We start from the raw sequence: 17,650 nt of genomic DNA on the forward strand, positions 1-17,650 counted from the left end.
AAAATTCGCAGGTTATGCGATTCTTTATTATTTTTACGATCAAAAAGATGCATCCTGATAAGTTGGCGTTTGGTAGTTACTCGAAAGGATTTATAACTGATGTTCCGGCTGATCTGACCAGCCCGGAGGCATTGCATTTTAAAAATACGATCCGCCGGTTTGCGGATGAAGCCATCTATATTTATTCGTTTAAAGAAAATAAGATGCTGTATGCTGATGGCTGGGAGGAACTGCTCGGCTATGCAGATAATGAAATCAGCATGCTCACCATTGTAAATATCACTGCACCCGAATATGCCCCTTTTTCCAATGAACTGAACGATAAAGCCCTGATGTTCCTGCACAATAAATTTATTGGCGATGAACCATACAGCTTTACCATCGAACTAAAAAAGATCCATAAAAACGGTACGCCGGTACCCCTGATCAGCAAAGTGGGCGTATTTACCACAGAACAGGGGAAGGTGACCAGCATCATTGGCCACTCCCAGAAAAATGAGAGCATTAAATTTGGAAACGTGATGCGCTATGCCGCATACGGACCGGAAAAATCCGAGTTTGAAGAGGAGCTCAACAAGCAGCTGTTCCGGTATTACGCCATCTCTGAAAAAGAGAAAGACGCCCTTTCGTTGGTGGCTGAGGGTTATTCCTTCAAGGAAATTGCCGCCCGGTTTGGCGTATCGCAGTCGGCTATCGAAAAAAGGATTTTACCGATGTATAAACGTTTCGGCGTAAAAAGCCTGACCCACCTCATCAGCTTTGCATTTGCAAATCATATTCTGCCTTAGCTGCCTTGTTTTTCCGGACGTACCGCTCCAGGTTGAGTGAAAGCATCTTTTCCCGTTCCACCCCTATGCTGTGCAGCATGTTTTGCCAGGTGGCAGATAGTTTACGGTCCTGATCGTCATTGCCCAATACCCAGATAACATTGGTATCCTTCAGTGCGGTCCTGTTAATGTCGTTGGTAGAGGAGCCATCCACAAAGCTGAGGAAGCGGTCGGATGTGATCAGGTCTTCCTTCACCGGGTTGCCGGGGTTAATATCATCTATCACCAGTATGGAAGCCTTGCGCCAGGTCCACAGCACATCGGCGGTGGAGTCATCGTCCTGTTCATAAAACATGCAGTAAAGCTTCATGGCGGACGTATACACCGCAGAATAGTGACGGATGGATAACTCGGTAGCTATGGCCACGCTCAAACTTGTTTTGCCGCTGTTCTTGGGTCCAAACAGGAACAGGTGCATGCCCTGTGTATTGCTGTCCAGGAAACGCCTGATCAGATCAATATCTTCCGGGGCAATCTGCTCTGTACTCCACTGGCTCAGCCTGAACTGAAACGGATAGCCGGGTGTTTGCAGGTACATTTTGGTGAGGTACCAGTAATAGGTAGGATACACAAGTAAAGCGGCAGTTACTATAACTACCACTCTGGCCACCGTGGTATCTCTGCATAACAGGGAACAGAAAAACGCCCCCAGCCAGAAAAACAACAGGTCGGTGATGGTATCAAAAGCCACATTTCCCCAGGCGGGCTGAAATACATAAGACTTTACACCGCCTTTTTTCCCAAAGGTCAGTGGCCACAGGAAGTTGATGGCCTCAAATACCAGCCATACGGCGCTGATGCTCCAGGCGGCGGTAAGTGCGGCACGCGTTTCCTCCATGCGGTTTTTCAGCACCAGGTATAAAATGAAAGCGGGAATAAACCCCAGAGAGAAGTGACCAAACTGATTTGCCAGCCACGTATAGGTAAGCGTAACCCCGCGGTAAGAGTCCTTACCTCCGAGGTCAGCCTTCAGCTGACGGAACATGTTTCCGCGGGTAATAGTTTTTTTCATGAGCAGTTCGGGATAGCAGCGGTTGGGTAATTGAGGGTAAATATAATAAGTTGACAGAAATAATATACCGGCTTCCCCAAAAAAGCATTGAAATAACAAGGAGCTCCGGGTTAATACCCTGCGGAAAATGAGTATTAAACCCGGAGCAATAAGTAAGATCTTTATAAAGCATTTAAGAAATCCAGGTACAGGGGAACGCTTTTTTCAATCCATTCGGCAGAAGAATTGTACTCAATCCCATAGTATGCAAACAGCGGTTTGTAATCGGCTTTTACATATTCAAAAGTCAGCTCAAATGGACGGGTTAATTCTTCCAGGGTATATTTGTATACTTCTGTTGGGCCATATTCATGTTCATCCACCCCCAATGAGATAGCCAGGGCAATTTTCTTTCCCGAAACCTTGTAACCGCTTTTACTTCCGTAGGCCCATCCGTGAGTCAAAACTTCATCTAACCATTTCTTGAAAAGCGGCGGACAATTGAACCAGTAATATGGAAACTGAAATACAATTTTATCATATTGCTCTACCAGTTTCTGTTCAGCCGCTACATCAATTTTTTCATCAGGATAAACTTCGTACAACCGGTGAACTGTATATCTCTCGGGAAATTTATTTAATTCTTCCATCCATCTCCTGTTAACAACCGAATTTTCCATATCAGGATGGATGATGATTACCAATGTCTTCATTTTATCAAAGCTTAAAATTATTTGACGCAAAGATAAAATGCATAGCCTTAATTTTGTGGGGTAGCAACCCAATGTAACGTACTATAAAAAATGTAAGTAATGTCTAAGATAAAAGAAACATCCACAAACTTTGCCAACAAACAGGCATTAGCCGATGAATGTTCAGAAGCTTATGCCGCAAACATTATTGGCGGACAATGGGCGCTGGTAATTTGTTCCTGGTTGATAGGCGGAAAACTCCGATTCGGTGAATTGAAGAAGAAGTTGCCCAACATAACGGAACGAATGCTGACTCTGCAACTGAGGAAACTGGAGGAGAACAAAATTGTGAAACGAACCGTTTACACAGAAGTGCCACCACGGGTAGAATATGAACTAACCCCTATCGGATACGAATTGAAACCCATCATCAAACACCTCGAAAAGTGGGGACAGAAACATAAAGATCTGATGTAAACGAATTAGAGGTATTGCTTTAAAGAGAAAGGGCCGGGAGTAGATGCCGGCCCTTTATTTTTGGAGTTAACAACGTTCCGGCGGAAGCCGGATGTGGGGAACTGTTTGTGTGCTGTATAATTAGTCGGCAATAATACCCGGAAGGAAACAGGGATTTGGCTTTTTTTTCTGTAAATTGGGTAAAACCCATTCTGCGCTTTTACTCATTTTATGATACCCTTATCGGCATACAATGGTCAGGAACAGGAAATTCTCGCCGGATTGCGGCAGGGAGGCCACCAAAGGCGCTCTTACGAAGAACAGCTGTATAATACATTCCATTACTTCACCCGGGAAGGAGCACGCAAATACGGATTAACAGAAGAAGACAGCGCCAGCGCCTACTCTGATACCATAATCAGTGTGATAGATAATATCGTGTATAACCGCTTTGAAGGCAGATCTTCGTTAAAATCCTATACTTACCAGATTTTTTCCAATAAATGTGTTGACCTGAAACGAAAAAGCACGACTAATAAAGAGAAGGTACATCAAACCCATCATCTTGATACATTGATCATGATGCTGCCCGACAATGCCCGCAGTGTTGTGCAACAGCTCATCGACAACAGCAACCGCTCCCTGCTGGAGAAAGGTCTCCGGGAAATAGGCGAAAAATGTAAACAGGTATTGTTGTTGTTTGAAGATGGTTACAGCGACCGCGAAATTGCAACCATGCTGGAATACAATTCTGCAGACGTGGTAAAGGTAAGCAGGCGCAGATGTATGGATAAACTGAAAGAAAAAATAGGAGCCTTTAACCGGAATTATGAGTGAGATATCAGACTATATAGATGATTATTTTACCGGCGCTTTATCTGCAGAAGAAAAACAGGTATTCGCAGACCGCTGCGTATCGGACAATGCCTTTGCACAGGAAGTAGCCTTTTACCTGGGTGCACGCGCCGCCCTGAAAGCACAGCTGCAGGACCAGAAGCAACAGGAGCTTGCCGCCACAACTGTTCCCAAAGCAAAGGTGCGCCGCATAACATTATATCTCGCGGCGGCTGTACTCACCGGTATATTGGCGCTGGCAGGTTGGTGGATCTTTTTCAGCACGCCTTCTGTTCAGCAGTTGTCGTCGCAGTATATTAAGGAACACCTGCAACAGCTGGGCGCCACCATGCACAGTGGCAGCGATAGCCTGCAAAGTGGTATTGCCGCCTACAACAATAAAGACTATCAACAGGCGGAAGCCATATTTACCGCTCTCAGCAAACAGGAACCCGGTACACCGGATGCGGTAAAATATCTCGGGCTGGTTTATCTCGTTACCGGGAAATACGATGCCGCTATTGTACAGTTTAACCGGTTGATACAGTACCCCCTGTATGCCAACCCTGGTCCTTTTTATAAGGCATTGGCACTGCTGCAACGCAATGGCCCCGGCGACCGGCAACAGGCCCTGGCACTGCTGGAAGAGGTACGCAGCAACCAGTTGCCGGGTAGCAAACAGGCAAATGAATGGCTTAAAAATATATCACCATGAAACCTCGTAAGTTTAACCCCCTTTTATGGTTGCTGATACTCTGTATCATCATCATTATTATTTTTTTGGTAAGATACTGTGGCCCCCGCGCAAAAGGGCCTGTATCCCGGATCCCCGGCGTTGATAGTCCGTATAGGGCGCCCCGTTACCACGACAACCAGCTGGTGTTGTTTTTCAGGCGACCGCCTACCGCGGAGCAGCGCATCAGCATCAAAAAAAATATGAAAGATTACGGGATAGATACCGGTAAAATCACTATCAATCGTTGTGATAACTGTGGCGATCACCAGGTAGAGTTATGGAATGCGCCAAAGATAGAAACCTATGTACACGCCGAACCTGTAAAAGGCGGCGCCACTTCCAACCCCGGCTCAAAAGGCGTGGGAGAAGACAGCCTGGCTTATTATACGCAGAATTATATCATCAGTGCGCCACCTGAAGTAAACCCGGCAACACCCTACAACAGGCTGGAAACAAAACTGGCGTTTCCTCCTCCCTTCCGGCACAAAAATGATACAGTGCGTGTAGCCATCCTGGATACCGGTATAGATCCGAATTTGCTGAGTAACCAGCAATATTTCTGGAAAAATCCGGACGAACAGTCCAACAATACAGACGAGGATAAAAACTGCCTGGCAGATGATATCAATGGCTGGAACTTTGTGGACAGCACCAATCAAACCGCGGACGACAGCCGCGATGGCCATGGTACACGGATAGCATTGTTTATCATCAATGAATTTCAGCGCGATAACACCAACGCCCTGCAGCTGATGATCCTGAAAACCCATAATGCCAACGCAGAAGGAGACCTGTTTAATATTATCTGTGCTATTTGTTATGCGGTGGATAAACACGCCAATATCATCAATGCCAGCTGGGGTTATTACAGTCAGTATAACCTGCCATCGCCCTATGAACCGCTTGATTCCGTGATTACGAAAGTGCTCGCAGACAAAGGTATCCTCTTTGTAACCGCGGCAGGCAACCGCATGGCAGATGCAGACGACAGCGCCATGCACGTGGGTGTCAAACCCGCGGACCTGCGCAACCTCGATGTACATCATTTTTACCCGGCCTGTTTGGGCGCTGGCGATAACAACATCCTGGTGGTTACTACCACCAACGATACCGCAGTAAGTGCTACCCAAAACTACTCCGCCAGGTTTGTGGATCTAGGTGTGCGGGCAGATGAAACGGAAGATGGTTTCCTGAAATTCAAAGTGCCCTTTGTGCTGAGCCAGCCACAGTATGTTTCAGGTTCGTCCTTTGCCACGGCTATCGCTACCGGGAAAATTGCCGCCCTTTGCAAGACAGCATTATTTGCACCGGGCCTGAAGGAACAGCACTTTATAACAGACCTCGGTACGGATGTAATTGTTTCAGATAAGCTGGCAGGGCAGGTGAATAAAGGAAGATACATCAGGCACCATTAATAAGATATGCATTCCTGTACGCAGGTAAACTTCATAAAAAAGATCTTGCGCAGGCAGCTGTTGATAACAGGTTGCCTGCTAAGTTATTTTTATGCCATCGCTCAATGCCCGCCGGCAGCAATATTTGTGAACAGGATTACGGCCATAGAAGAAAACAACCTGCCGGACAAGGAGAAAATAAAACAACTCGATTCGTTGCTGGCCCTTTACCAGCAATGCTTTTCGCAGAAAGACAGTATATACGCGCGCATTGTACACCGCATCGGGAATCTCTGTCATCTCGAAGGAAACTGGCCGGACGCACTGCGTTATACAAAAGAAGCCATAGCGGTGAACCGCACCGCAAAGGCCAGGCAGGAAGCATTCCTCACCAACAGCTATTTCAACCTGGGCCTGTTCTACAACAAACTGCACCTGTATCCGGAATCACATTACTATTACGACAGCTGCATTATCATAGGATTGAAGTACCCCGGAAAAACGGCTATTGCACTGATGGCCTTTGAAGCCAAAACGTTTTCGCTGTATGGCACCGGCGATTACCGCCGGGCCATAGAAACCGCCGATCTTGGTATATTGGTGGCGCGGAGTGTACAGGATACCATGTCTGAAGTAGCCCTGCTGGCCCAGAAAGCCCAATCCCTGCTGGCGGTAGACGATACCAGCGCAGGAACGGTTATCAGGAACGCCCTGCGCCTGTTGCCTGCAAACGCCCCACCGGCACACGAGGTGGCCTGTTATACTATTTATGCCAGTATCCTCGGAAAAGAAAAACAATTTGGTAAAGCCGTTGCCTGGTATCAGCACGCATTACAGGCAAACCGTGAACAACAACGCTGGGATCAATGCGCCCGTAATACACTGGATCTTGGTAACCTTTATGCAGAAGATATAAAGAATGCTGGTACAGCGCTCCGCTATTACCGGGAAGGGATACAGTTTGCACAAAAATCAGGTGACCCATACGTATTGGCGGGCGTATATAATAACATTGGCTACGCATGCTGGAAGCTGCGCCAGTACCGCAAAGCATTATCCTACTACCAACAGGGGCTCAACGCCCTGCCGCTCCATTTTAAAGATACTGCCCTGCAAAGCAACCCCGGCTATCATATGCTGCGCAATGTGGCCAACGACTATTTTGTATCTACCCTGCTCGGTAATAAAGGGGAATCCCTGCTGGCATTATTCCGGTCTGACGGTGATACGGTGTGGCTGCGGTATGCGCTGAGTGCATTCCGCGCAGCGGATATATCCGTTGACCAGATGCGGTGGAAACAATATGGCGATCCTTCCCGGCTTTTCTGGCGTACCCGCACCAGAACGATGTATCAGAAGGCCATCGAAACCTGTTACCTGCTACAGGACATCCCCTCGGCATTCCACTTCTTTGAAAAAAGCCGCGCGGTATTACTCAACGATAAACTCAATGAGCTGGGCGCCAGGAAGTACCTGTCGGCAGCAGATATTGCACAGGAACAACAACTGCGCATCCAGGCAGTAACCCTGCAACAGCAGCTGGAGGCCACTTCCCCGGATGCGCCGCTTTACGTGGACACCTACCGTCGGCTGCTCAACGCACGGGATGCGCTGGAACGCTTTATTAAAAACCTGGAAAAAGCACATCCCGCTTATTACCAGTATAAATATGATACGGCCGTGTATACGGTAGCGGATATACGAAAAAAGCTGTTGGCACATGGAGAAACACTGGTGACATACTTTACAACAGACAGCATCACTTTTGTGCTTGGTATTTCTGCCGGTAACAGCTGCCTGCTGAAAGCTGCCTGGAACAGCCGGGAAGTGAAGGAACTGATGCAGCTATGCACCAGTCCTTCCCTGTTAAACACCCAACACCAGCGGTATTGTGTATTGGCCAACCGCCTGTACCGGCAACTGTTTGCGCCGCTGCAACTCCGCGGCGGAAGCGTCATCATCTCCCCGGATGAATACCTGTTGCCGTTTGAAGTATTGTTGTCGGACAGTACAGACCCTAACAGTTTCCTCCTGAAGCAATTTGCATTCAGCTATACCTATGCAGCCGGCTCCCTTATGAAGCTGCGGCCGGAGAGAGCCGCCGCGGCGCATAGTTTACTGGGCATTGCCCCCGTAAACTATGCCGCATACCTGCAACAACAACCGCTATATGGGGCAGATGAATCGCTGCTGCAGATCAAAAAAAATTACGCCGCCGTATATAATCTTTCCGGGAAAGCCGCTACGAGGCAACATTTCCTGGAGCAGTTGCCCAACAGCAGTATTGTGCAGCTGTATTCACATGCCAGCGCCGGCAGCCCCGATAAAGACCCGGTGCTGTACTTTGCAGATTCTGCATTATATCTCCCGGAAATACAATTATTGCAGGATACGGTCACTGCTCTCATTATATTATCTACCTGTGAATCCGGCGCCGGCGTGCAGGCAAGGGGAGAAGGAGTGTTAAGTCTTGCGCGTGGATTTACGCTTACCGGCATCCCCGCTATTGTTACTTCCTTATGGCAGATCGATAATGAAGCGACCTACGAACTGACTGAAAACTTCCATCGCCTGCTGCAAAGCGGTCTGCGTAAAGATGTGGCCCTGCAACAGGCCAAGCTGCAGTTTCTCGCAAACAACGATAAAGGCAGCCGGCTGCCTTATTTCTGGGCAGCAAGTATCCTGGTGGGAGATGCCGCCCCGGTGCCGGAAACCCGTTCCCGCAGCGGGGTGTCGATATGGTGGATAGTAGTGGCCATCGCTGTGGGGCTGGCACTGATACCTGTGCTCCTGAAAAAAAACCGGTAATGGTTGTTCCCCTTTCTGCTTGTTATCCCGACTAATATCATGAGCCGGCGTGCCGGCAACAATCCTCTGACTCCAAAAAATACTGCAATGGAAAACACAGCAACCTCCCGGTCTGAACAACTGTCTTCATTTGCCAGCCGGTATGTAAAAGGATATGGTTCCTATCCTAATCCGGAAGACCCTGATCCTCACCCCTGGCCTTTTGGCCCCCTGGTACGGAATGCCTGGAAAAGCAGCCTCTTAACTTACATGGCTCAACGTGATGCCAGGCTATGGGAAATTATTAATGGCCCCGGACCGCAACCGTGGGCTGGCCCTCATCCGGAACCCTGGCAATATGGTCCGGTACCCGACCCCTGGCTGCGACCCGGTCCTGTACCCTGGAAAGTAACTTTTGCCCGCTTCTTTGCGCAGGAAGTGATAGACAAGGCACAACTGATACAATATAGCGGTGAAAGTGCCAATGGTTCCTCAGATCACTCCGGTGGAAGCAAGTTTATATACGACATAACAGATGAACTTTGCCCGCCACCAAAAAAAGTACCACCCCGGCCAAAATTTGATGAACTGGATCTTTTTGTGATTGGCCTGGAATTTAAACAGGCGGCTGAATTCATCCGGCAGGATTCATTGAAAACCGCCTTACTCACTTCTGCCGGAAAACTAATCGAAACAGGTATCAATCTTTCTAATGGTTAATCAACATTCCTGTTAAAACAAATTTGTATGAAAAATATCATCACAATGCTGGCAGGCGTATGCATATTATTACTGGTAAGTTGCAGTAAAACGGGTGATACCGGTCCGGCCGGCCCGGCAGGTACTGCCAATGTAATGTACTCCAACTGGGTAGATACCAACCCGTGGATGCACTCCAGCACTTCCGTTGGCGCCGGCAAGAAAACCTATTATTTTGATCTTACCGCACAACAGGTAACCCAGGCCATTATCGACGGAGGCACGGTGCTCGTGTATATGAAATTTGTTTCCGATCCGGATGGTGCAGGTATTGCTAAAATGCTGCCCAGTATTTATTACAATATCGGCGGCGCCGATACCCAATACCGTTTTCAATACGGTTTGTTTGTAAATAAAATAAGGGTGATCTGTGATATTATACCTGGTGGCTCTCCTGCCAATAATAATAAGATCCGTTATATTGTTATTCCCGGCGGTGTGCCAGGCGCCCGTATGGCCAGCTATGATTATAAGAAGATGAGCTATGAAGAAGTATGTAAACTTCTCCAGGTTCCCCTTTAACCAAAACACCTATGCGTGCAGCAACAGGTATGCTGCACGCAATGTTACAAAAAAATATCGCGGTGTCGGTTTTGTTCTATTTTCCGGCTTACCCCCATAGTAGCTTTGAGAAAAAATAGATCATGAAAACAGCAAATACCACAAAACAAACCGTACTCGTATTAGGTGGCACCGGTAAAACCGGCAGCAGGGTAGCCGCACAACTCAAAGAAAAAGGCTGGCCTGTACGTATCGGGTCACGTTCTGCCGATCCTTCTTTTGACTGGGAAGATAAAACCACCTGGGAGCCTGCCTTACAGGGTATTGACGCCGTATATCTCAGCTATCATCCGGATCTGGCCATTCCCGGCGCAGTGGATAAAATACGTACACTTACCCAAACAGCTGTAAAAAGCGGTGTGAAGAAAATAGTGTTGCTTTCCGGCCGGGGAGAAAAGGAAGCCCAGGCATGCGAGCAGATTGTTATGAACAGCGGCATCAGCTGGACCATCGTCAGGTGTGCCTGGTTTAACCAGAATTTCAGTGAAGGATACCTTGTAGATCCACTGTTGGCCGGCCATGTAGCGCTCCCGGCCGGAAACGTAGCAGAGCCGTTTATTGATGTGGAAGACATTGCCGATGTAGCCGTTGCGGCGCTTACCACAGAGGACCATAACGGCCAGGCGTATGAACTCACCGGTCCGCGTATGATAACCTTTGCAGAGGCCGTCCAGGAAATTGCCACCGCTGCAGGCAGACCCATTCAATACCAGGCTATACCGGTGGAAGAATACAAAGCCATGCTCGTTGAATACAATATCCCGGATGACTTCATCTGGCTGGTCACCTATTTATTTACCGAAGTACTGGATGGCCGGAACGCCCATCTCAGCGATGGCGTGCAACGCGCACTGGGCCGTGCCCCACGCGACTTCTCCGAATACGCCCGGAAAACAGCTGCTGAAGGCGTTTGGAACGCATAGAGAAGGGCATATAATTTGTGGCAGCTGATTAACAATCATCGTTTCATGGCGGAGAAAATTTCCCATAAAAGCTTATTGGAACAGGCACGCCAGCTGGAGGCGGAAGATGACCTGCCCGGCGCCATTGCCCTGTATAACAAGGCGCTTTCCAATGACCCGCTCACGATTGCTGCCTACAACCGGTTAATGATCATTTACCGCCGGCAGAAGGCGTATAAAAAAGAACTGGATACCATTAACAAGGGGATAAAATCGCTGGAAGATAATGTTCATCAAACCAGGACCACCTGGATGAAAGCGCACCGGAAAGCCGCAAAGTTAAGCCAGGCATTGGCAAAAAGCCTGGGACAAATAGATGCCAAAGGAAAACTGACAAATGAAGACCCGGTTATTACCGGATGGAAGCGAAGAAAAGCGCTTGTTTTAAAACGAATGAAGGCCCCATAAGTTTGCCGTATAAAAAAAGCGTCTTACAATGTTATGTTGTAAGACGCTTTCGTATTTTAAATACTGTCTTATACTTGTATATCGGCTATATTTTCTTGTATTAATATGTTAGTCCCGGAAGATGAATACTCCCGTCTTACTTTTTTTTATAACTTTAGGGCGTGAAAAAGGCCGTCGCTATATTTTTAATGGCTCTCTACCTGCTGGGTACTACCGAGGCAGGGCAGGTGTTAAAACTGCCGCTGCTGGTGGAGCATTATATAAAGCACAAGGGTGAAAGCCCTGGCATTACCATCGCCTCATTTTTCAGGATGCATTACGTGGATCCTCAGCCATATGACGCGGATTACAGGCAGGATATGGAGTTACCGTTCAAAACCTGTTTATATTTTTTCACGCTTACGCCACCAAGCATTTTACCTATCTTACCACAATTATCGTTTAAGGTGCCTACCCAGGTACCGGTAAAACGGAAAATAATAAATGACGAGATACCTCCTTGTCTCCTTTCTCACAGCATTTTCCAGCCTCCCCGGGCATAACTATATCATACAATTCAGGTTTTTGTTTTTTCTGAAACCGGTATAATGCCGCCTATGGCCGCATGCGGGAAGTTTTTGGGTGCATTATCCCAGTAATTTACCGGCGCGTGCCTTGCAGGTGCAGCGCATGCTGTATTTGCGGGCCATTATGCTGTTGTATTCATGTAGCCCAATAGATAATCATGTTAAATAAGATCATTCATTTTTCTGTCAGGAATAAACTGATCATCCTGTTGTTTGTACTGGCATTGATTGGCTGGGGTAGTTACTCAGTAACACGCCTGCCTATTGATGCGGTGCCTGATATCACCAATAACCAGGTGCTGGTGATCACGTCGGCGCCGAGTCTTGGTGCGCCGGATGTGGAACGTTTTATCACCGTTCCTATAGAACAGGCCACGCGGAATGTGCCCGGCATTATTGAGCAGCGCAGCTTTTCCCGTTTCGGGCTTAGCCTGGTGACCATTGTATTCAACGACAATACGGATGTGTACTGGGCGCGGCAGCAGATCAGCGAGCGACTGGCACAGGTACGTCCGCAGATCCCTCCGGGCATGGGAGATCCGCAGCTGGGGCCCGTAACTACCGGCCTGGGGGAAATATTCCAGTATGTGGTGAAGCCCAAACCCGGCTATGAAGGCAAATACGACCTGATGGCCCTGCGGGATATCCAGGACTGGATTGTACGGCGTCAGCTTCTGAGTGTGGAAGGCGTAGCCGATGTAAGCAGCTTTGGCGGCATGGTAAAGCAATATGAAGTAGCCATTGACCCTGATAAACTTAAAAGCTTCGGTCTAACGGTAGCGGATGTATTTAAAAGTCTGCGGGATAATAACCAGAACACCGGCGGCGCCTACATTGAAAAAGGCCCGAACGTGGTTTTTATCCGGAGCGAGGGCCTCGCCAAAAATATCGGGGACATCAACAATATTGTGGTGAAGCAGGTAAACGGCGGCGTGCCGCTGCTGGTAAGGGACGTGGCTAAAGTGCAGCAGGGCCATGCCGTGCGGTATGGCGCTACCGTGTATAACGACGAAGGAGAAGTAGCCGGCGCCATAGTGATGATGCTGAAAGGAGAAAACAGCGCCGCCGTAATAAGAGGTATCAAAGACAGGGTAAAAGAAATTGAAAAAACACTGCCGGAAGGCGTGATCATTGAACCCTTCCTGGATCGTACCAAAATGGTGGACAATGCTATTTCCACCGTGGAACGGAACCTGCTGGAAGGAGCGCTCATCGTGGTTTTTGTGCTGGTGATATTCATGGGCAACATCCGGGCCGGGCTGATTGTAGCCTCCGTAATCCCGCTGGCAATGCTGTTTGCCATCATCATGATGAACCTCTTTGGGGTGAGCGGCAACCTGATGAGCCTCGGTGCGCTCGATTTTGGTTTGTTGGTGGATGGCGCTGTAATCATTATCGAAGCGGTGATGCATAAGCTCACCAAAGGCGCCTCCCTGCGCGGAACCACCCTGATGACGCAGGAGCAGATGGACAATGAAGTAGAAACTTCTGCCAAAACCATGATGAACAGCGCGGCTTTCGGGCAAATCATCATCCTGATCGTTTATCTCCCTATACTTTCCCTCCAGGGCATCGAAGGAAAGATGTTCCGGCCAATGGCGCAAACAGTGTCTTTTGCTATTATCGGTGCATTTATTTTATCGCTTACCTATGTGCCGATGATGGGCGCACTGGTGTTAAATAAAAAGTTAAGTCATAAAGAGAGCTTCGCCGATAAAATGATGCGTGCCGTGCAGCGGTTTTATGATCCTTTGCTGAAGAAAGTATTGCGTACGCCCCGGCTGGTAGTAGGACTGGCATTTGTATTATTTGCCGCGGCCATCCCGGTGCTGATGTCGCTGGGCGGAGAGTTTATCCCGCAGCTGGAGGAAGGGGATTTTGCGGTAGATACAAGGCTGCTCACGGGTTCTTCTTTAACCAATACCATCAACACCACGCAGAAGAGCGCGCGGGTGCTGCTGGATAAATTCCCCGAGGTGCAGAAAGTGGTGACCAAAATAGGTTCCGGTGAAATACCGACCGATCCTATGCCGATGGAAGCCGCCGATATGATGGTAATATTAAAACCCAAAAAGGAATGGACCAGCGCCACTTCCTTCCCGGAGCTGGCAGGAAAAATGAGTGCAGCACTGGAAGAAGTGCCCGGTATTGCCACCGGCTTCCAGTTCCCGGTGCAGATGCGGTTTAATGAACTGATGACCGGCGCGCGGCAGGATGTGGTATGCAAGATCTTTGGCGACGACCTGGACACGCTATCAGCTTATGCTGATAAACTGGGTAAAGTGATACAATCCATAAACGGGGCTACGGATCTTTATACAGAAACGGTGACGGGTATTCCACAGCTGGTGGTTACCTACAACCGGGAAGCGATTGCGCGGTTCGGCGCATCGGTAAATGATATCAATAATACATTGCAGGCGGCATATGCCGGCGCCGTAGCGGGGCTGGTGTTTGAAGCGGACAAGCGCTACGACCTGGTAATCCGCATGGACGACCGGCAGCGCCGGGATATCAACGAAATAGGCAACCTGCTGGTGGGCCTGCCCGGCGGACAACAAGTGCCGCTGCATATGCTGGCCGCTATTGAGCTCCAGGATGGCCCTTACCAGATCCAGCGCGAAGATGCCCGCCGGAGGATCACCGTAGGCTTTAACGTGCGGGGAAGGGATGTGCAGAGCATTGTGCAGGAGTTGCAACGCAAGGTGGGCAGCCATGTAAAATTCCCTGCGGGTTACTACGTTACTTACGGCGGACAATATGAGAACCTGCAACATGCTACCCGGCGCCTTGCTATAGCACTGCCCGTGGCTTTGCTGCTGATCTTCCTCCTGTTGTTTTTTGCATTCCGCAACCTGAAATATTGTGTGCTTATTTTTTCGGCCATTCCTTTATCTGCTATTGGAGGAGTGCTGGCGATCTGGCTAAGGGGGATGCCTTTCAGCATTTCCGCCGGCGTTGGTTTTATAGCGCTTTTTGGCGTAGCGGTATTAAACGGGATTGTGTTGATAGGAGAAATGAACCAGTTGAAAAAAGAAGGTATGACAGATATCATGCAAATCATTTTACAGGCCACGCACGACCGGTTAAGACCCGTGCTGATGACGGCCACGGTGGCATCGCTGGGCTTCCTGCCAATGGCGCTGAGCCAGGGCGCCGGCGCGGAAGTACAACGGCCGTTGGCCACCGTGGTAATAGGCGGGCTCATTACCGCTACCATGCTCACCTTACTGGTGTTGCCCTGCCTGTATTACCTGGCGGAAAAAGGATGGCGGCCACCCAATGCGAAGGCCGTTGCCGTTCCGCTGGTAGTACTATTGCTGGCTTGTCCTGGTTTACTGAAAGCACAGGATGCCAAACCGCTATCACTGCAGGAGGCGCTTCATATCGCGGTGGAACAAAACCGGCAGATAGCATTGGGGCGTTTGCAGGAATCTTATTACGAGGCATTGCGGCATTCCTCTGTAGATCCGGCCAGAACCACTGTTACCGGGGAACTGGGGAATATTAACAGCACTTCTTTTGATAATAAGTTTACCATTGCCCAGGGGTTTTCTCTCCCGGCCCTATACAAAAAACAAAAGAATGTTTTTGAACAGGAATGGCTGGGGGCACAATGGCAAACCACTTTACAGAAAGCTGAAATTATCCGGCTGGTGAAACAGGCGTACCTGCAACTGCAATACATCAACAGCAGGCGGTTATTGCTGGAGAAAATGGACAGCACCTATTCCCGGTATACCAAAGTAGCCGCCCTGCGTTTTGAGAAAGGAGAAACCAACCTGTTGGAAAAAACATCTCTGGAGAACCAGGCCAGCCAGATAAAAATGATGCTGCGGATGACCTACGCCGATGAGAAAGTTGCCGGGGTACAATTAGCCACTTTGCTGAATGAACGCGGCGCTATAACGGCTACGGATACACTGAATGCAAATGTGGTGCTGTATGATACCACTTTGCTGGCGCAGCACCCGGTGCTACAGCTTTACCAGCAGCAGCAGCGGATTGCGGCAGGGAATACACAACTGGAAAAAGCCAAGTTGCTGCCGGACTGGAACCTGGGGTATTCTAACCAGTCGATCATAGGCTGGCAGATGGATAGAAACCAGGTGGATCATTATTACGGCAGCGGCACCCGTTTTTCCACCGTGCAGATAGGCGTGGGGATTCCCATCTTTGCCAGAACGCAGCGGGCAAAAATAAAAGCGGCTACACGTATGGAAGATATCGCGGCATTGTCGTCGGAAGTGGCTGCCACAAAGTTGTGGGCGCAATTGCAGCAGAGCCACAGTGAATACCTGAAATACCAGCAGGCAGTGGATTACTATACCGGCAGCGCGTTGCGGCAGGCAGAGATTATGATCAGAACGGCTAATCTTACCTATAAGAACGGAGAGATCAGCTATATAGAATGGGGAACACTGATTAACAGCGCCGTTACCCTGCAAAGCGAGTACCTGGACGCCGTAAAGGAACTGAACCTGCGGAAAATTGAGCTCGAATATTTATTGTCATCCAATCAAAATTAGCGGCATGAAAAAGTTATTGATATATAGTGTGCTGATGGTTGCGGCAGTTGCCTGTAAGCAAAAGAGCGAAACGGCAGCTTCCACATCATCCGCACCGGCAGCATCAGAACAGAACGTGGTGATGCTCGACAGTTTACAGAAGAAGAACGCAGGCATTGTAACCGCTACCGCGCAGGAAGGCACCACACACGCTACTATCCGGGCCACCGGCTCTGTAGATGTGCCTCCCCAAAGCCTCATTTCGGTGAGCTTTCCGTTGGGCGGATATTTAAAAAGCACCACCCTGCTGCCAGGGTCCCCGATTTCCAAAGGACAGGTAATTGCTGTGATGGAAGACCCGGCCTATGTGCAGTTACAGCAGGATTACCTCACAGCAAAGGCGAAGATGCAATACCTGGCCACAGATATGCAACGCCAAAGGGAACTGAGCGAGGCCGATGCTACCAGTAAGAAAAGCTACCAGCTTGCCCTCAGCGAATACAATACACAGGAAGTGATGATACAATCGCTCGCCGCCAAGCTGCGGATCATTCACATTAACCCGGATAAACTAAGCCCCGGCACCATATCCGGCGTAGTGCCCATTTATGCGCCTATCAATGGTTATGTGAGCAAAGTGAATGTGAACATCGGCAAATATGTAAATCCCGCGGATGTATTGTTTGAACTGGTAAACCCTGACGATATCCATGCCGCTATTACCGTGTTTGAAAAGAATATCAACTCCTTTAAAAAGGGCATGCATGGAAAAGTAAGCCTGGTGGATAAACCGGACGAGTGGTACGATGTGGAAACCATTTTGGTGACCCGCAACGTGGATGAAAACAGGAGCGGCGTGTTGCATTGCCATTTTGAAAAGCAGATGCTGCACCTGTTGCCGGGCATGTTCCTGAACGCCGTATTTGAACTGGATAATAAACCGGCCGCAATTGTACCAGAAGACGCGCTGGTGCGTTATAATGGTAAGGAGTACGTGTTTACGACAGCAGATGAAAACAGTTTCCACCTGGTACGGGTAACCGCCGGCGACCGGGAAAATGGCAAAGTAGCATTGCTGCCGGACAGTACCGACTGGCTGAAAACAAGGATTGTTGTTCAGGGTGCATATGCCCTGTTAGGCAAATTGAAAAACAGGATGGAAGAGTAGG

At 48.9% G+C, this 17,650-nt stretch carries 15 protein-coding genes; 13 read left to right on the forward strand and 2 right to left on the reverse strand.

Annotated elements, in window-relative coordinates; translation table 11 throughout:
* Positions 1 to 14: 14 nt before the first annotated feature.
* Positions 15 to 788 carry a LuxR C-terminal-related transcriptional regulator gene (locus PV783_RS12860; RefSeq protein ID WP_420988256.1) on the forward strand — a complete coding sequence of 258 codons (774 nt, stop codon included), beginning with the start codon at positions 15 to 17 and terminating at the stop codon, positions 786 to 788.
* On the opposite strand, the gene PV783_RS12865 is transcribed toward PV783_RS12860, so the two are convergent.
* Both PV783_RS12865 and PV783_RS12870 read right to left on the reverse strand, forming a co-directional pair.
* The gene (locus tag PV783_RS12865; RefSeq protein ID WP_420988257.1) at positions 754 to 1,839 is read right to left on the reverse strand and encodes an ATP-binding protein; all 1,086 of its coding nucleotides are present in this window, start codon (positions 1,837 to 1,839) and stop codon (positions 754 to 756) included. The genes PV783_RS12860 and PV783_RS12865 overlap by 35 nt on opposite strands.
* Positions 1,840 to 2,000: 161 nt before the next feature.
* Positions 2,001 to 2,531 carry an NAD(P)H-dependent oxidoreductase gene (locus tag PV783_RS12870; protein ID WP_420988258.1) on the reverse strand — a complete coding sequence of 177 codons (531 nt, stop codon included), beginning with the start codon at positions 2,529 to 2,531 and terminating at the stop codon, positions 2,001 to 2,003.
* A gap of 99 nt (positions 2,532 to 2,630) precedes the next feature.
* Here PV783_RS12870 and PV783_RS12875 point away from each other — a divergent pair, with 99 nt between their 5' ends.
* The 12 genes from PV783_RS12875 to PV783_RS12930 all read left to right on the forward strand — a co-directional run bounded on the left by PV783_RS12875 (position 2,631) and on the right by PV783_RS12930 (position 17,649).
* Positions 2,631 to 2,987, forward strand: a complete 357-nt coding sequence (locus tag PV783_RS12875) for a winged helix-turn-helix transcriptional regulator (protein WP_079468405.1) — start codon at positions 2,631 to 2,633, stop codon at positions 2,985 to 2,987.
* A 210-nt stretch (positions 2,988 to 3,197) separates the two neighbouring features.
* Positions 3,198 to 3,803 carry an RNA polymerase sigma factor gene (locus PV783_RS12880; RefSeq protein ID WP_420988259.1) on the forward strand — a complete coding sequence of 202 codons (606 nt, stop codon included), beginning with the start codon at positions 3,198 to 3,200 and terminating at the stop codon, positions 3,801 to 3,803.
* Entirely contained in the window at positions 3,796 to 4,515 is a 720-nt protein-coding gene (locus PV783_RS12885; protein ID WP_420988260.1) for a tetratricopeptide repeat protein, read from the forward strand. Before PV783_RS12880 ends, PV783_RS12885 begins: the two co-directional genes overlap by 8 nt.
* Positions 4,512 to 5,951: a S8 family serine peptidase gene (locus tag PV783_RS12890; RefSeq protein ID WP_420988261.1), complete on the forward strand. Its 1,440-nt coding sequence runs from the start codon at positions 4,512 to 4,514 to the stop codon at positions 5,949 to 5,951. The genes PV783_RS12885 and PV783_RS12890 overlap by 4 nt, the downstream gene beginning before the upstream one ends.
* Before the next feature lie 45 nt (positions 5,952 to 5,996).
* Positions 5,997 to 8,738 carry a CHAT domain-containing protein gene (locus tag PV783_RS12895; RefSeq protein ID WP_420988262.1) on the forward strand — a complete coding sequence of 914 codons (2,742 nt, stop codon included), beginning with the start codon at positions 5,997 to 5,999 and terminating at the stop codon, positions 8,736 to 8,738.
* A gap of 87 nt (positions 8,739 to 8,825) precedes the next feature.
* Positions 8,826 to 9,437, forward strand: a complete 612-nt coding sequence (locus PV783_RS12900) for a hypothetical protein (protein WP_420988263.1) — start codon at positions 8,826 to 8,828, stop codon at positions 9,435 to 9,437.
* A gap of 27 nt (positions 9,438 to 9,464) precedes the next feature.
* The gene (locus tag PV783_RS12905) at positions 9,465 to 9,998 is read left to right on the forward strand and encodes a hypothetical protein (protein ID WP_420988264.1); all 534 of its coding nucleotides are present in this window, start codon (positions 9,465 to 9,467) and stop codon (positions 9,996 to 9,998) included.
* 122 nt (positions 9,999 to 10,120) lie between these two features.
* Entirely contained in the window at positions 10,121 to 10,960 is an 840-nt protein-coding gene (locus PV783_RS12910) for an NAD(P)H-binding protein (RefSeq protein WP_420988265.1), read from the forward strand.
* 45 nt (positions 10,961 to 11,005) lie between these two features.
* Entirely contained in the window at positions 11,006 to 11,407 is a 402-nt protein-coding gene (locus PV783_RS12915) for a hypothetical protein (RefSeq protein WP_420988266.1), read from the forward strand.
* Between the two features lie 161 nt (positions 11,408 to 11,568).
* Positions 11,569 to 11,949: a hypothetical protein gene (locus PV783_RS12920; protein WP_133256281.1), complete on the forward strand. Its 381-nt coding sequence runs from the start codon at positions 11,569 to 11,571 to the stop codon at positions 11,947 to 11,949.
* Positions 11,950 to 12,131: 182 nt separating this feature from the next.
* Positions 12,132 to 16,502, forward strand: coding sequence for a CusA/CzcA family heavy metal efflux RND transporter (locus PV783_RS12925; protein ID WP_420988267.1), 4,371 nt, complete (start codon positions 12,132 to 12,134; stop codon positions 16,500 to 16,502).
* Positions 16,503 to 16,506: 4 nt separating this feature from the next.
* Complete coding sequence (locus tag PV783_RS12930; protein WP_420988268.1) at positions 16,507 to 17,649, forward strand: efflux RND transporter periplasmic adaptor subunit; 1,143 nt, start codon at positions 16,507 to 16,509, stop codon at positions 17,647 to 17,649.
* Position 17,650: the final 1 nt, after the last annotated feature.

The sequence above is a fragment of the Chitinophaga sp. CC14 genome (assembly GCF_048957795.1).
In the GTDB taxonomy this organism is placed as follows: Bacteria; Bacteroidota; Bacteroidia; order Chitinophagales; family Chitinophagaceae; genus Chitinophaga; species Chitinophaga ginsengisegetis.

What these genes read in the sequence shown, in the direction of transcription:
- PV783_RS12860 (WP_420988256.1), top strand. Translation starts at nt 15, where the DNA reads ATGCGATTCTTTATTATTTTTACGATCAAAAAGATGCATCCTGATAAG.
- PV783_RS12865 (WP_420988257.1), bottom strand. Translation starts at nt 1,839, where the DNA reads ATGAAAAAAACTATTACCCGCGGAAACATGTTCCGTCAGCTGAAGGCT.
- PV783_RS12870 (WP_420988258.1), bottom strand. Translation starts at nt 2,531, where the DNA reads ATGAAGACATTGGTAATCATCATCCATCCTGATATGGAAAATTCGGTT.
- PV783_RS12875 (WP_079468405.1), top strand. Translation starts at nt 2,631, where the DNA reads ATGTCTAAGATAAAAGAAACATCCACAAACTTTGCCAACAAACAGGCA.
- PV783_RS12880 (WP_420988259.1), top strand. Translation starts at nt 3,198, where the DNA reads ATGATACCCTTATCGGCATACAATGGTCAGGAACAGGAAATTCTCGCC.
- PV783_RS12885 (WP_420988260.1), top strand. Translation starts at nt 3,796, where the DNA reads ATGAGTGAGATATCAGACTATATAGATGATTATTTTACCGGCGCTTTA.
- PV783_RS12890 (WP_420988261.1), top strand. Translation starts at nt 4,512, where the DNA reads ATGAAACCTCGTAAGTTTAACCCCCTTTTATGGTTGCTGATACTCTGT.
- PV783_RS12900 (WP_420988263.1), top strand. Translation starts at nt 8,826, where the DNA reads ATGGAAAACACAGCAACCTCCCGGTCTGAACAACTGTCTTCATTTGCC.
- PV783_RS12905 (WP_420988264.1), top strand. Translation starts at nt 9,465, where the DNA reads ATGAAAAATATCATCACAATGCTGGCAGGCGTATGCATATTATTACTG.
- PV783_RS12910 (WP_420988265.1), top strand. Translation starts at nt 10,121, where the DNA reads ATGAAAACAGCAAATACCACAAAACAAACCGTACTCGTATTAGGTGGC.
- PV783_RS12915 (WP_420988266.1), top strand. Translation starts at nt 11,006, where the DNA reads ATGGCGGAGAAAATTTCCCATAAAAGCTTATTGGAACAGGCACGCCAG.
- PV783_RS12925 (WP_420988267.1), top strand. Translation starts at nt 12,132, where the DNA reads ATGTTAAATAAGATCATTCATTTTTCTGTCAGGAATAAACTGATCATC.
- PV783_RS12930 (WP_420988268.1), top strand. Translation starts at nt 16,507, where the DNA reads ATGAAAAAGTTATTGATATATAGTGTGCTGATGGTTGCGGCAGTTGCC.